9 protein-coding genes are annotated in these 14,214 nt (G+C 57.1%); 8 read left to right on the top strand and 1 reads right to left on the bottom strand.

Annotation, left to right across the window (positions count from 1 at the left end; all coding sequences use genetic code 11):
- The first annotated feature begins 462 nt into the window (after positions 1–462).
- The 7 genes from H0248_RS08105 to H0248_RS08075 all read left to right on the top strand — a co-directional run bounded on the left by H0248_RS08105 (position 463) and on the right by H0248_RS08075 (position 12,325).
- On the top strand, positions 463–1,722 hold the full coding sequence (locus tag H0248_RS08105) for a CmpA/NrtA family ABC transporter substrate-binding protein (RefSeq protein WP_039506155.1): 1,260 nt from the start codon (positions 463–465) through the stop codon (positions 1,720–1,722).
- A gap of 12 nt (positions 1,723–1,734) precedes the next feature.
- On the top strand, positions 1,735–2,649 hold the full coding sequence (gene ntrB / locus H0248_RS08100; RefSeq protein WP_180785753.1) for a nitrate ABC transporter permease: 915 nt from the start codon (positions 1,735–1,737) through the stop codon (positions 2,647–2,649).
- Between the two features lie 10 nt (positions 2,650–2,659).
- Complete coding sequence (locus tag H0248_RS08095; protein ID WP_010295297.1) at positions 2,660–3,454, top strand: ABC transporter ATP-binding protein; 795 nt, start codon at positions 2,660–2,662, stop codon at positions 3,452–3,454.
- A 19-nt stretch (positions 3,455–3,473) separates the two neighbouring features.
- On the top strand, positions 3,474–7,661 hold the full coding sequence (gene nirB / locus H0248_RS08090) for a nitrite reductase large subunit NirB (RefSeq protein WP_180785752.1): 4,188 nt from the start codon (positions 3,474–3,476) through the stop codon (positions 7,659–7,661).
- Positions 7,658–10,366, top strand: coding sequence for a nitrate reductase (locus H0248_RS08085; RefSeq protein WP_180785482.1), 2,709 nt, complete (start codon positions 7,658–7,660; stop codon positions 10,364–10,366). Before nirB ends, H0248_RS08085 begins: the two co-directional genes overlap by 4 nt.
- Before the next feature lie 25 nt (positions 10,367–10,391).
- The gene (gene cobA / locus H0248_RS08080; protein WP_180785479.1) at positions 10,392–11,225 is read left to right on the top strand and encodes a uroporphyrinogen-III C-methyltransferase; all 834 of its coding nucleotides are present in this window, start codon (positions 10,392–10,394) and stop codon (positions 11,223–11,225) included.
- A gap of 155 nt (positions 11,226–11,380) precedes the next feature.
- On the top strand, positions 11,381–12,325 hold the full coding sequence (locus H0248_RS08075) for an Rpn family recombination-promoting nuclease/putative transposase (protein ID WP_180785478.1): 945 nt from the start codon (positions 11,381–11,383) through the stop codon (positions 12,323–12,325).
- 115 nt (positions 12,326–12,440) lie between these two features.
- On the opposite strand, the gene H0248_RS08070 is transcribed toward H0248_RS08075, so the two are convergent.
- Complete coding sequence (locus tag H0248_RS08070; RefSeq protein WP_039298484.1) at positions 12,441–12,905, bottom strand: YehS family protein; 465 nt, start codon at positions 12,903–12,905, stop codon at positions 12,441–12,443.
- 326 nt (positions 12,906–13,231) lie between these two features.
- On the opposite strand from H0248_RS08070, the gene H0248_RS08065 reads away from it, so the two are divergent.
- Positions 13,232–14,212 carry a sugar ABC transporter substrate-binding protein gene (locus H0248_RS08065; protein ID WP_374705263.1) on the top strand — a complete coding sequence of 327 codons (981 nt, stop codon included), beginning with the start codon at positions 13,232–13,234 and terminating at the stop codon, positions 14,210–14,212.
- Positions 14,213–14,214: the final 2 nt, after the last annotated feature.

Here is a 14,214-nt window from a genome sequence, read left to right as displayed (position 1 = left end):
TGAGCGGCATGGATGCCGCGAAAGTCAGTGCCGCGTCGGGAACGCGTCACTGGCGGCTCGATTAGCGGTCATGTCCACCGATGGCACCGCGTAGCGGCATAATTTAGCCAGAAGCCAGGGTTCGCAGGGCTGCGGCGCTTGAGCGCCCTGCGTCGGGCGCGTGTACGGTATCGCATATCATGGTGGCGGTATGGCGCACGAAACGGTCTCTGAGTCTGTATAGAAATGTGACTAAGAGACGGCTCCTGCGAAGTGGAATGCTCAAAACTGTGATAGCTGGCACAAACCTTGCTTTAACTCATTAGCAACAACCAAACATTCATAATGCGTTTCGGGCCAACGGCGGTGCGGAAGGTGTTAATCGGACAACGGCGTCCATAAGCGTGCAGATTCTGCATGGGCTTGTGGACGCCGTTTTTGTTTTTACCGCCTGAAAAGGTGTTTTGCGCAAGGGTGTCGTTGATGAGTGATTCCAAAACCAAAAGCATGACCGTCTCTCGCCGCCAGTTTCTGTTGGGGAGTGCTGCACTGGGAGGCAGCCTGATGCTGCCGGGGTTGATGAATAGCGCCTGGGCTGCCGGTTCCGACGCGCCGGAGAAAAAGGAAATTCGGGTCGGGTTTATCCCGTTGACGGACTGCGCCTCGGTCGTGATGGCCGCAGTGAAAGGCTTCGATAAGAAATACGGCATCACCATTGTTCCCAGCAAAGAAGCCAGTTGGGCCGCGGTACGCGACAAGCTGGTATCGGGCGAGCTGGATGCCGCCCACATTCTGTACGGGCAGCTGTACGGTCTGCAAATGGGGCTGTCTGGATCGCAGAGCAACATGGCTGCACTGATGACGCTCAACCAGAACGGACAAGGCATCACGCTGGCGAACCAGCTGCGTGCAGCCAACGTCACGGATCTCGCCGCGCTGCAAAAGTATATCGCAGCTAGCCCTGCGGGCACTTATACCTTCGCGCAAACCTTCCCAACCGGCACGCACGCCATGTGGCTCTATTACTGGCTGGCCTCCGCCGGCATTCATCCGCTGAACGACGTGCGCACCGTGGTGGTGCCGCCGCCGCAGATGGTGATGAACATGAAGATTGGCAACATGGTCGGTTATTGCGTCGGCGAACCGTGGAACCAGCGTGCCATCAGCGAAAACATCGGCTTTACTGCCGCCACCTCGCAAGACATTTGGCCGGATCACCCGGAAAAAGTGCTGGGCACCCGCGCTGACTGGGTAAACGCCAACCCGAATAGCGCCCGCGCGCTGACCGCCGCGATCCTCGATGCCTCACGCTGGATTGATGCCTCTGATGACAACCGCCGTGAAACAGCTGGCGTGGTTGCCGGACGCGCGTACATCAATGCCAAAGAAGAAACCATCGTCGGACGCATGCTGGGCCAGTACGAGAACGGGCTGGGGAAAAGCTGGAAAGACGAACACGCGATGCGTTTCTACCACGACGGTTCCGTGAACTACCCGTACCTGTCCGACGGCATGTGGTTCCTCACCCAGCACAAACGCTGGGGCTTGCTCACCGAAGAGCCGGATTATCTGGCTGTCGCGAAGCAGGTTAACCGTATTGATATCTATAAGCAGGCGGCCGATGCCGTGGGGAATGTGCCATTGCCCGGTAGCGACATGCGCAGCAGCGTGCTCATCGATGGCCGTCGCTGGGATGGTAGCGATCCAGCGGGTTATGCCAACAGTTTTAGCGTGAAGAAATAAGTGAGGTTGATGATGAAAAACCAGGCCCAGGTCATTCCAATTACCGCGGATAACGCCCCGGAAACCGTACACAGCGCCGACATTACGCCGCTGCCAACTAAACCCGCAACGCCTGCAAAAGCACCGGCGGCACCGGCTTTCTCCTACCGCCCGCTGCTGCGCAAGCTGTTTCAACAACTTTTTCCTGCGGTACTGGGGCTGGGGCTGCTGGTTGCAGTCTGGCAGATTGCTGCGCTCAACAGCGAAAACTTCCCGACGCCGTGGACGACCTGGCTTGCGGCGCTCAGCCTCTTTGCCGATCCGTTTTACATCGCAGGGCCGAACGATCAGGGCATCGGTTGGAACGTATTGGCCTCGCTGCAACGTGTTGGCATTGGCTTCGGACTGGCGGCACTGGTCGGCATTCCTGCTGGTTTCCTGATTGGTCGTTTTACGTTTCTGGCCAACATGCTTAATCCGATCATTTCGCTGTTGCGTCCGGTCAGTCCACTGGCCTGGCTGCCTATCGGCCTGCTGCTGTTCCAGCGTGCCGAACCGGCATCCAGTTGGACCATTTTTATCTGCTCCATCTGGCCGATGATCCTCAACACCGCCGAAGGCGTGCGCCGTATCCCGCAGGATTACCTGAACGTGGCGCGGGTGTTGAAGCTCTCTGAATTCACCATCATGCGCAAAATTCTGCTGCCGGCGGTGCTGCCTAACGTGTTGACCGGTGTGCGCCTGTCGATTGGTGTCGCCTGGCTGGTGATTGTGGCGGCGGAAATGCTGACCGGCGGCGTCGGTATCGGCTTCTGGATTTGGAACGAGTGGAACAACCTGAATGTGGAAAACATCATTATCGCCATCGTGGTGATTGGCGTTATCGGTCTGCTGCTTGAGCAGGGACTGGTGTGGATTGCTAACCGTTTCAGCTATGACAACCGCTAAGGAGCCGACGATGCGTACAACACCCATTATTCAAGTGCAGCAGGTGAGCCAGCGTTTCAATACCGCCAGCGGTGAGTTTCTGGCGCTGGATCAGGTGAGTTTTGATATTCACACCGGTGAGACGATCAGCCTGATCGGCCATTCCGGCTGTGGCAAATCTACGTTATTGAACCTGATTGCGGGTCTGACGCTGCCGAGCAGCGGCGGCCTACTTTGTGACAACCGTGAAATCGACGGTCCGGGGCCGGAGCGCGGCGTGGTCTTTCAGAACCACTCGCTGCTGCCGTGGTTGACCACCTATGAAAACGTGGCGCTGGCGGTACGCCAGGTGTTTCGCGGCCAGATGAACAAGCGCGAAATGCACGAATGGATTACTCACAATCTCGAACTGGTGCATATGGAGCACGCGCTGAACAAGCGACCGAATGAGATCTCCGGCGGGATGAAGCAGCGTGTAGGTATCGCCCGCGCGCTGGCCATGAAGCCGAAAGTCCTGCTGATGGATGAACCGTTCGGCGCGCTGGATGCGCTGACCCGCGCACATCTTCAGGATGCGGTGATGGAGATTCAGCAGCGGTTGCAAACCACGATTGTGCTGATTACCCACGATGTCGACGAAGCAGTGCTGCTGTCGGATCGCGTGCTGATGATGACCAACGGCCCCGCGGCGACGGTCGGTGAAATCATGAAAGTTGAGCTGGAACGTCCGCGTTCACGCGTCGTACTGGCCGACGATCCACGCTACCACCATTACCGTCAGCAGGTGCTGCATTTCTTATATGAAAAACAGCCTAAAGCAGCCTGACAGCGAGGCCGGAACGATGATGAAACCGCATCTGATTGTGATTGGTAACGGGATGGCGAGTGCGCGATTCGTCGATGTGCTGCGCCAACTGGCCGCAACGCGCTATCGAATCACCGTGATTGGTGATGAACCGCGTGCCAGCTATAACCGTATCCTGCTGTCGCCGGTATTGAGCGGCGAAAAAGCGTTTACGGATACGCTGCTGACGCCTGCGGCTATCGACGACGATGCGGCGCTGCCGGTCAATTATCTGCTGGGTGAGCGGGTAACCCATATCGATCGCCAGCAGCGTGAGGTGACAACGACGCAACGGCAGTTGCATTACGATCATCTGGTGTTGGCGACCGGATCTACGCCGTTTATGCCGCCGATGCCCGGTATCGATCTGGCGGGCGTGTGCGGCTTCCGCACGCTGGATGATGTCGAGCTGATGTTGGCGACGATTGGCCAGTCCGTTCCTGCGGTGGTGATTGGCGGCGGTTTGCTCGGCATTGAAGCCGCCGCGGCGCTGCAACTGCGTGGTGCCGACGTCACGTTGCTGCATCGCGTTCCGGTTCTCATGGAGCGTCAACTGGACGCCACGGCGAGTGACCTGCTGTGCGACAGCCTGCGCGAACGCGGCATTGCCTGCGAGACGGATGTGCAGGTGGTGGCGCTGCATGGCGATGAACGCGGGGTGACGGCGGTCGCGCTGGCAGATGGCCGCACGATTCCGGCAGGTCTGGTGGTGGTGACGGCGGGAGTGATTCCTGCTAGCCAACTGGCGCGCGAATGCGGCTTGCCCTGCAACCGTGGCGTGCTGGTGGATGGACAACTGCAAACTGCCGATCCGTACATCAGCGCGATCGGCGAATGCTGTGAACTCAATGGCGAAACCTTCGGGCTGGTTGCCCCGTGTTTCGCCCATGCCACGCTGGTGGCACAGCGCCTTGCCGGACACACACCGAAAGACTATCAGCGTGAACAGGCGGCAACGCGGCTGAAAGTCACGGGAATTGGCGTGGTCAGCGGCGGCGATATTAACGTGGCACCCGATGATGAGGTGTACACCCTTTTTGATCCGCAGACGCAGCACTACCGTCGTCTGCTACTGCGCGACGGGCGGCTGAGCGGTGTCCTGCTGTATGGCGACACCGACGACAGCCCGCGCCTGCTGGCCGCGATGGAGAGCACGACAGCGGGCGAGATGACTCCGCCTGCCTCGCTGCTTTTCGGCCTTTCTTCCCCTGATTCTGACCCACAGCCTGAAGCTGTAAGGATTCCTGTCATGAGCAAACCTATTTTGGTGGTCGTCGGCCACGGTATGGTCGGCCACTATTTTCTTGAACAGCTGGTTGAACGCGACCTGCATCAGCATTACCACATTGTCGTATTTGGTGAAGAACGTCATGAAGCCTATGACCGCGTTCACCTCTCCGAGTATTTTTCCGGCCGCAGCGCCGCCTCTTTGTCGCTGGTAAAAGACGGCTTTTTTGCTGAGAGCGGCATTGAGCTGCGCAGCGCTAGTGAGATCGTGGCGATCGACCGTGAACGTCAATGCGTGTGCGACGCGCAGGGCAGGGAAACTGCCTACGACAAGCTGGTGCTGGCGACCGGCTCTTATGCCTTTGTTCCGCCGATTCTCGGCAATACGCGTCCCGGCTGTCTGGTTTATCGCACGTTGGACGATCTGGACGCGATTGCCGCACAGGCGAAAAAGGCCAAGTCTGGCGTGGTGATTGGTGGTGGCCTGCTGGGGCTGGAAGCGGCCAACGCCCTGCGTCAACTGGGGCTGGACACCCATGTGGTGGAGTTTGCACCGCGCCTGATGGCGGTGCAGCTGGATGACGGCGGAGCTACGATGCTGCGGCGCAAAATTGAGGCGCTGGGCGTACAGATTCATCTCAGCAAAGAAACGCGCGAGATCACCGACGGCGAGCAGGCGTTGCATCGCCTCTGCTTTGCTGACGGCAGCGTATTGGAAACCGATCTGGTGCTGTTTTCCGCCGGGATTCGCCCGCGTGACAAGCTGGCAGATAGCTGCGATTTAGAGAAAGGGCCGCGCGGTGGCATCGTGATTGACGACCGCTGCCAGACCTCCGATGACGCAATTTTTGCCATCGGCGAGTGTGCGCTGTGGAAAGGCCAAATTTTTGGGCTGGTGGCACCAGGCTACCAGATGGCACGTAGCGTGGCGGATACGCTGGCGCAGCGCGATACGCCATTTACCGGTGCGGACATGAGCACCAAGTTGAAGCTGTTGGGCGTTGAAGTCGCCTCGATTGGCGATGCACATGGGCGCACGGTGGGGAGCCAAAGCTACCAGTGGACGGACGGCCCGAACGAGGTCTACAAGAAAATTGTCGTCTCTGCCGACGGCAAGTGTTTACTGGGGGCGGTATTGATCGGCGACAGCAGCGATTACAGCACGCTACTGCAAATGATGCTCAACGATATGCCGTTGCCTAAACAGCCGGAAGGATTGATTTTGCCTGCGCGTTCTGGCGATGCACCGAAAGGATTGGGTGTGGCGGCATTACCGGCTAGCGCACAGATTTGCTCCTGTCATAACGTTAGCAAAAGCGATATCTCGGCGGCGGTGGCAGGCGGCTGCGGCGAACTGGGCGCGCTGAAAACCTGCACCAAAGCGGGAACGGGCTGCGGCGGCTGTGTGCCGCTGCTGAAACAGGTGATGGAGTATGAACTGACGCAGTTGGGTGTTGAAGTGAAGAAGGACATTTGTGAGCACTTCGCCTATTCGCGTCAGGAGCTGTACCACCTGATTCGCGTGCATGAGATCCGTTCGTTCGATAGCCTCCTTGAGCGTTACGGCCACGGTTTAGGCTGCGAAGTGTGTAAGCCGCTGGTGGGGTCGATGCTGGCGTCCTGCTGGAATGATTATCTGCTGCAACCGCAGCACCTGCCGCTGCAGGATACCAACGATCGTTTCTTTGCCAACATCCAAAAAGACGGTACGTATTCCGTGGTGCCGCGCGTGCCGGCAGGGGAGATCACGCCGGAAGGGCTGATCGCGATCGGTCAGGTGGCGCAGCGCTATAACCTGTACACCAAGATCACCGGCGGTCAGCGCGTGGATTTATTCGGTGCGCGCCTGGAGCAGCTTCCAGAGATCTGGCGTGAGCTGATCGATGCCGGATTTGAAACCGGCCATGCCTACGGCAAATCGCTGCGTACCGTGAAATCCTGCGTGGGATCGACCTGGTGCCGCTATGGCGTGCAGGATTCCACTGGGCTGGCGATCCAACTGGAGCACCGTTACAAGGGGCTGCGTTCGCCGCATAAAGTCAAAATGGCGGTTTCCGGCTGTACCCGTGAATGTGCTGAGGCGCAAAGCAAAGATATCGGTGTGATTGCCACAGATAAAGGCTGGAATCTGTATGTGTGCGGCAACGGCGGCATGAAACCGCGCCATGCCGATCTCTTCGCCAGCGATCTGGATACGGAAACTCTGCTGCGCACCATCGATCGGGTCTTGATGTTCTATATCCGCACCGGCGATCGTCTCCAGCGTACCAGCACCTGGATGGATAATCTGGAAGGCGGTATCGACTATCTGCGTCAGGTGATTCTGGAAGACAGCCTGAATATCGGTGAAGAGTTAGATAAAGAGATGCAGCGCGTGGTAGATGCCTACCAGTGCGAATGGCAAACCACGCTGGAAAGCCCGGAACGTCTGGCGCTATTCCGCGGCTTCCTGAACAGCGATAGCCCAGATGAAGCGGTAGTGATGGTGCCGGAACGCGGACAGATCCGTCCGGCGCAGGACCATGAAAAAGCGGTCTCGCCAGAGCCGGTTGCTCTGAAGCCCGCCGCGCATGAGGCGGAGTGGGTACAGGTGGCGACGTTGGGCGATATTCCACGTCATGCCGGTATGGCGGCGCGCCTCGGACAGCAGCAGATCGCGCTGTTCCACCTGCCGGGTAGCGAGCAGCAGGTGTTCGCGTTGGAAAACCACGAGCCAGGCAGCGGGGCGAATGTGCTGTCGCGTGGGTTGATCGGTGACGTGGCGGGTGAACCGGTGGTGATTTCACCGCTGTACAAGAAACGCTTCAAGCTGCGGGATGGTGTGAGCCCGGATGACAGCGCGCTGTACGTGCGTGCCTGGCCGGTACGTGTGGAAGACGACGAGATTTGGGTATGCCGTCAACCGTTAGCCGTGCCTGAAGGCGTCGTGCTGGCAGACACTGCCATGGCGAAAGCATCATGAACGCGCGCGTCTGTCGGACAACCTGCCCCTATTGTGGCGTCGGCTGTGGCGTGCTGGCAGAACACGATGGGCAAGGTGCGGTAAAGATCAGCGGGGATCCTGCCCATCCGGCGAACTTGGGTCGGCTGTGCGTCAAAGGCTCCGCGCTGGGAGAGACGCTGGATTTGAAAGGCCGGCTATTGTGGCCGCTCGTGGAAGGCCGTCGCGTTAGCTGGGCTCAGGCGCTCGATACGGTGGCTGAACGGCTGCTGGCGACCATGCAGCAGCACGGTCCGCAGTCGGTGGCGTTTTATGGTTCAGGTCAACTGCTGACGGAAGATTACTACGTCGCCAACAAGCTGATGAAGGGCTTTATTGGCGTCGCCAATATGGATACCAATTCGCGGCTGTGCATGGCATCTGCGGTGATCGGCTACAAGCGCGGGCTGGGGGCAGACGCTGTTCCCTGCAACTATGAAGATATCGAACTGGCGGATGTGGTGGTGCTGGTCGGTTCTAACACGGCCTGGGCACATCCGGTGGTGTATCAGCGGCTGATGCAGGCGAAACAGCAGCGGCCACAGATGCAAGTGGTGGTGATCGATCCTCGACGTACCGCAACCTGCGACATTGCCGATCTGCATTTACCGCTGCAACCCGGTAGCGATGCCGGGCTGTTCAACGGCCTGCTGCAGTGGATTGCACAAGATCCACGCATCGATCGCACCGAATTGGCCGAGCGTTTTTCCGGTGTAGAAGAGACATTACAGTCGGCGCAGACGTGGTCGGTGGCGCAGGTGGCGGAGTTCTGTCAGTTAGATGAAGCCGATATCGCACGTTTTTATCACCTGTTTAGCATGAGCGACAAAGTGGTCACGCTCTATTCGCAGGGTGTTAATCAATCGTCCTCGGGCAGTGATAAATGTAACGCGATCATCAATGCTCACCTGCTGAGCGGCAAAATCGGCGTGTCGGGTTCCGGCCCCTTTTCGATAACCGGACAGCCAAATGCGATGGGTGGGCGGGAAGTTGGCGGGCTGGCCAATCAGCTTGCCAGCCACATGGGTTTTACGCCGCAGGATATCGAGCGCGTAGGGCGCTTCTGGCAGAGCGATAATGTGGCGACGCAGCCCGGCCTGAATGCCGTGGAGCTGTTTCGCGCGGTTGAACGCGGCGATATTAAAGCGGTGTGGATTATGGGCACCAATCCGGTGGTGTCGATGCCGGATGCTGACCGGGTGAAACAGGCGCTGGAACGCTGCCCGCTGGTGATCGTCTCCGAAGTGATGCGCCACACCGATACCGCAGAAACCGCCAATATCTTACTGCCGGCCTTGGGCTGGGGAGAAAAAGACGGCACGGTAACCAATTCCGAACGCCGGGTGTCTCGTCAGCGAGCCTTTCTGCCTGCGCCGGGGGAAGCCAAAGCCGACTGGTGGATGTTGAGTCAGGTGGCGCAACGTATGGGGTTTGCCGAGGCATTTGCTTATCAGCATCCGGCAGAGATCTTTCGTGAACATGCGGCGCTTTCTGGATTTGAGAATAACGGTAGTCGCGCGTTTGATATCAGCGGGCTGGTGACGCTCAGCAATCAGCAGTGGCAGCAGTTGGAACCGATACAGTGGCCGGTGAATGCGACATACCCACACGGGCGCGCTCGACTGGGTGACGATGGCCGATTCTGGCACGCCGATGGCAAAGCGCGTCTGGTGGCGGTCACGCCGTCGTTGCCGCAAAGCCCGTGGAGCGCGACGTATCCGCTGGTACTGAACACGGGGCGTATTCGCGATCAGTGGCACACCATGACGCGTACCGGTAAAGCCGCCCGACTGATGCGTCATATCAGCGAGCCTTACTGCGAGCTGCATCCGCAGGATGCGCAGACGCATGACATTCAGGCGGGCGATCTGGTACGCCTGTCGTCGGTGCACGGCTGGATGCTGGCGCGGGCGCGGATTGACGCTGGACAGGTGCGCGGTAGCGTGTTTGTGCCGATGCATTGGAATCAGCAGTTCAGCGCACAGGCGCGGGCCGACAGCTTAGTGGCGCCGATTACCGATCCCCATTCCGGCCAACCGGAAAGCAAGCACAGCCGGGTGCGTATCCAACCCTGGCATACCGCCTGGCAGGCAACGCTATTTTTTGCTGACGAGCCACCTACCGCGTCATTAACGTTACCCGCAGAGCATGACGTTCTGCCGCCGCCCGCAACGTATTGGAGCAAGATTCCGCATGCAGGGGTGACACAGTACCTGTTTGCCGACCGCGTGCCAGTGGACGATTGGCAGGCGTGGTTGACGGAACATTATGGGTTAGAAAATATGCAGTGTCAGATCGCGCAGGGTAACGGCGTATTTCACCTGATTGGCTGGCGCGAGGGCCGCGTCGTGCTGGCTTGCTATGTCAGCGCGCAGGCGTTGCGCATCGACAGCGATGCGGTGTGCCAGGCGTTTATCCATCCACCGCAGCGACCGCACGAGCGGCATGCGTTGTTGGCAGGTCAGGCACCGCAGGGGCAGGTGCAGCAAGGCGCAACGATTTGCAGTTGCTATAGCGTCGGTGAAGCGATCATTGTCGGTGCGATTCGTCAAGGGTGCCACAGCGTATCAGCGTTAGGGGGCTCGCTGAAATGTGGGACCAACTGTGGTTCCTGTATCCCCGAACTGAAAGCGTTATTGAGCCAGCATGTGCCGATAACGGTCAATGAATTGAAAAAAGCAGGTTGAGCGCCACGGCGTAATGAGGTGTGACATGATGACAACACAATCAATATTGGCGCAGGGCCAACGGCGTCAGCCTGTACTCGGCGGTGAAATCTGGCTGGTAGGTGCAGGGCCGGGTGATGCAGAACTGCTGACGCTGAAGGCGTTGCGGGCAATCCAGCAGGCGGATGTGGTGGTCTACGATCGGCTGGTGTCGGCGGAGATTATGGATTTGGTGCCGGAGCAGGCGTTGTGCATCGACGTAGGAAAAACGCGCGGCTGTCACCGTCTGTCACAGGAAAAAATCAATCAGCTGTTGGTCGAGTTGGCGCAGGCCGGGCAACGGGTGATTCGTCTCAAGGGCGGTGACCCGTTTATTTTTGGCCGCGGCGGTGAAGAGATGAATTATGCCCAACAGGCCGGAATTGTCTGCCACGTCGTACCCGGTATTACCGCCGCGACAGGCTGTGCGGCGGCCGTAGGGCTACCGCTGACGCACCGGGCTTGTGCGCAGTCGGTGCGCTTCGTGACCGGTCATTCGCGCGATGGCGAGCCGCAATTGGACTGGCCGACGCTGGCGGACAGCCAGCAAACGCTGGTGTTCTATATGGGGCTGAGCCACAGCAGTCGGCTGTGTCAGCGTCTGATCGAGCACGGGCTGTCCGCGCAGACGCCCGTCGCGATTATCGAACGCGGCACCCAGCCGGATCAACGGTTATTAACTGCAACACTGGCGACCTTACCGGCACTGCTGGCGCGCTATCAGCCACAGTCGCCCAGCCTGCTGGTGGTCGGTGACGTCGTCCGCTTCTGCCGTCATCCTGCGCTGCACGTTGACGCTGCTCCTGCACGCTTGATGATGGAAAAGCATGAAGCCGCCTGACGGCAACGGCTCTCTGCTTACAGCCAGCGCCTCGACATAAACCGGTTTTTCTTCGAGGCGCTTTCCACTTTCTACGCGGTTTTCTGCTTTATTGTCGTGTCCCCGTTACCCTCCCTACTGAATTTTCAGTCATGGTCTACAGGGAAGGGGACGAGATGCCATCGCATGATGCGATCTTCAAACAGTTTTTAAGCGATATCGCAGTCGCACGGGATTTTCTGATGATTCATCTGCCGGATGAAATCCGCAAACGCTGTGATTTCAGTACGCTGCAATTGGAATCCGCGTCGTTTATTGATGAAAAGCTGCGCGCGCGGATATCGGACGTGCTGTACTCACTGCATACCACCGCAGGCAAAGGGTATATTTACTGTGTGATTGAACATCAAAGTCGGCCGGAAAAGCTGATGGCTTTCCGGCTGCTACGCTATTGTCTGGCTGCTATGCAGCAACATCTGGATCAGGGACACGATCGCTTACCATTGGTGGTGCCGCTGCTGTTTTACCATGGCAGAGTGCGTCCTTATCCTTACAGCCTCCGCTGGCTGGACAGCTTCGCCGATCCCGTACTGGCACAAGCGCTGTATGAACAGCCTTTCCCACTGGTGGATTTAACTGCTATTTCGGATGATGAGATTCGCACGCATCGACGTATGGCGTTACTGGAACTGGTACAGAAGCATATTCGTACCCGTGATATGCTGGAGCTGGCGCGTGAGATTGGGTTACTATTTGAACGCTGGTCGGTGCCGCTGACGCAGCGTCGGGCGCTGTTATTGTATATTGCACAAGCGGGAAACACATCCAAACCCGCAGATTTCATTGACGCACTGGCAGCACCGCTATCAACCGGTCAGGAGGACATTATGACGATTGCAGAACAATTGAAGAAAATGGGATTCGAGGAAGGGATCCAACGCGGTATCCAGCAAGGATTGGAACAGGGCATTGAACAAGGGATGAAAAGTAGTGCCAGACAAATTGCCCGTAATTTATTGCTAACGGGAATGGATAAGAACAGCGTGCAGCAGGTCACTCAGCTTGAGGAAGAAGAGCTGGAGCAGTTGGTCACCGCTATCCTGCATGACACACAGCATTGATACTGTATTAAACAATACCGTATTAAAAGATGCCGTACTCAAAACCGAGCGTTGCTGATGCCTTTATAAGAAAAGGTCAGTCAGGCAACGCTCACGTCTTTCGTTAACGGCGCTTTTAGCCTTTGCGTACTCGCGCCGTCAGCCCTTTCAGGAAGTAGCGGATCACCTGATCGCCACAGGTGCGATAGTTTTTATGATCGGGCGCGCGCATCATCGCGGTGACTTCCGGTACTGAAATGCGGAAATTCTGTGCCAGCAGGATCGCCTGAATATCATCCGTTTTTAATGAAAACGCGACACGCAGCTTTTTCAGAATAATATTGTTGGTCATCTTGCGCTCAAACTGCGGCGCAGGCTGGTTTTCATCTTGCCCACGTTTTTGCAGAATCAGCCCGTTCAGGAAATAACTCATCACGATGTCTGGGCAAGGTTGATAACCTTCTTCCCCTTCCTTTTTGACGTAGCTCGCCAACTGCTGGGGAGGGACGGTCATCTCCACCAGCGCCAGGATCTTCAGCAGGTGGTCATTATTCAAATTCAGCATATAGCGCACGCTGCGCAGGACATCGTTATTCATCATTACGGAAGGGGTCTCGCCGTTCGTCTTGGTACAAAACGCACAGTATAAAGGGAACGGCGGAGAAATGCAGAAACGATCGTGGTATTAGTGAAACTTTCCCTTGGGTATAGAAGAACCTTAACCATTCACTTTATAGGGATAAAAAACAAGATGCATTTTTTATAACTTATTCCTGTAAATTCAATAAGTAAAAATCGCTACATCTGTTTATCAATGCTATTTCTATTTAATCACTAGCCATTATCATTTTTGTTATTTCGATTTAACTTTTCCCGTTGCTAATCTCTTTCCCTGCTAATAATTTTATAAAAATCGGGATAAAAATGATGAAGACTCGCTTTTCTCGTCTCGCTGCGTGCGTGCTGGCTACAGGGGTAATGACCTCTGTTCAGGCAGCGGATGAGACGCTGTCATTGAAGGGAAAAACCATTGGTGTTGCCGTGGTGGGAACACAGCACTTTTGGGACCGTGAGGCCTACAAAGGGGCGACCGAAGAAATTGAGAAACTTGGTGGGCAGGTCGTGGGCGTGGATGGGGGACGTGATAATCAGGTTCATGCCAATAATCACGATATTCTGCTGGCGCGCAAGGTCGATGCCGTGATCAGTATTCTTGGCGACAGCGCGGTAGAACCGAAGTTTAAAGCGCTGCGTGAGGCAAAGATTCCGGTTTTTACCGTCGATCATGTCTCGTCTTACTCCATCAATAACACGACGTCAGATAACTACGCGATTGGCTCGACGATCGGGCGCTATACGGCGGATGCGCTGGGCGGAAAAGGGAACATCGCGGTTTTCAACGCCTTCTCTAACGCGCTGCGCATCTGTGGTATTCGCTATGACCTGTGGAAATACGTTTTGCAGGATTATCCGGGGATCAAAATCATTCAGCCTGAGCTGGCCGAACAATATTCCAACTCGCCGGAAGATGCGCGTAAGAAAACCCTTGAGCTGCTGAGCCAGTACCCGAAAGGCACGTTGGATGCAATCCACGTTGCCTGCTGGGATCAGCCAGCCATCGGCGTAGTGCAAGCATTGGAGGAAACGGGGCGTGACAAGGACGTGAAAGTCACAGCGATTGATGCCGGGCCAGAAACGCTGGAAATTATGGCGGAGAAAGGCAGTCCGTTTGTTGCCAACGTAGCGCAGCAGCCGCGTCTGATTGGCACCACATCGGCGAAAAACGTCGCGCGCTATTTTGCGGGTGCCACACTGCTGCCGCAGACGTTTGTACCCGTCTTGCCTGTCAAAGGGGAGTCGGAAGCCAAGGCGGTCTATAAACAGCTTGGCTATGGCGAACTGAAATAGCC

It is taken from the genome of Pectobacterium brasiliense, from assembly GCF_013449685.1.
Taxonomy (GTDB): domain Bacteria; phylum Pseudomonadota; class Gammaproteobacteria; order Enterobacterales; family Enterobacteriaceae; genus Pectobacterium; species Pectobacterium brasiliense_A.
The sequence above is the reverse complement of the archived record's forward strand: the minus strand, read 5'-3'. Positions and strand labels throughout refer to the sequence as shown.

Excerpts from the sequence above, each read along its gene's own strand:
- H0248_RS08075 (WP_180785478.1), top strand. The coding sequence starts at position 11,381 with ATGCCATCGCATGATGCGATCTTCAAACAGTTTTTAAGCGATATCGCA.
- H0248_RS08095 (WP_010295297.1), top strand. The coding sequence starts at position 2,660 with ATGCGTACAACACCCATTATTCAAGTGCAGCAGGTGAGCCAGCGTTTC.
- ntrB (WP_180785753.1), top strand. The coding sequence starts at position 1,735 with ATGAAAAACCAGGCCCAGGTCATTCCAATTACCGCGGATAACGCCCCG.
- H0248_RS08105 (WP_039506155.1), top strand. The coding sequence starts at position 463 with ATGAGTGATTCCAAAACCAAAAGCATGACCGTCTCTCGCCGCCAGTTT.
- nirB (WP_180785752.1), top strand. The coding sequence starts at position 3,474 with ATGAAACCGCATCTGATTGTGATTGGTAACGGGATGGCGAGTGCGCGA.
- cobA (WP_180785479.1), top strand. The coding sequence starts at position 10,392 with ATGATGACAACACAATCAATATTGGCGCAGGGCCAACGGCGTCAGCCT.
- H0248_RS08065 (WP_374705263.1), top strand. The coding sequence starts at position 13,232 with ATGAAGACTCGCTTTTCTCGTCTCGCTGCGTGCGTGCTGGCTACAGGG.
- H0248_RS08085 (WP_180785482.1), top strand. The coding sequence starts at position 7,658 with ATGAACGCGCGCGTCTGTCGGACAACCTGCCCCTATTGTGGCGTCGGC.
- H0248_RS08070 (WP_039298484.1), bottom strand. The coding sequence starts at position 12,905 with ATGATGAATAACGATGTCCTGCGCAGCGTGCGCTATATGCTGAATTTG.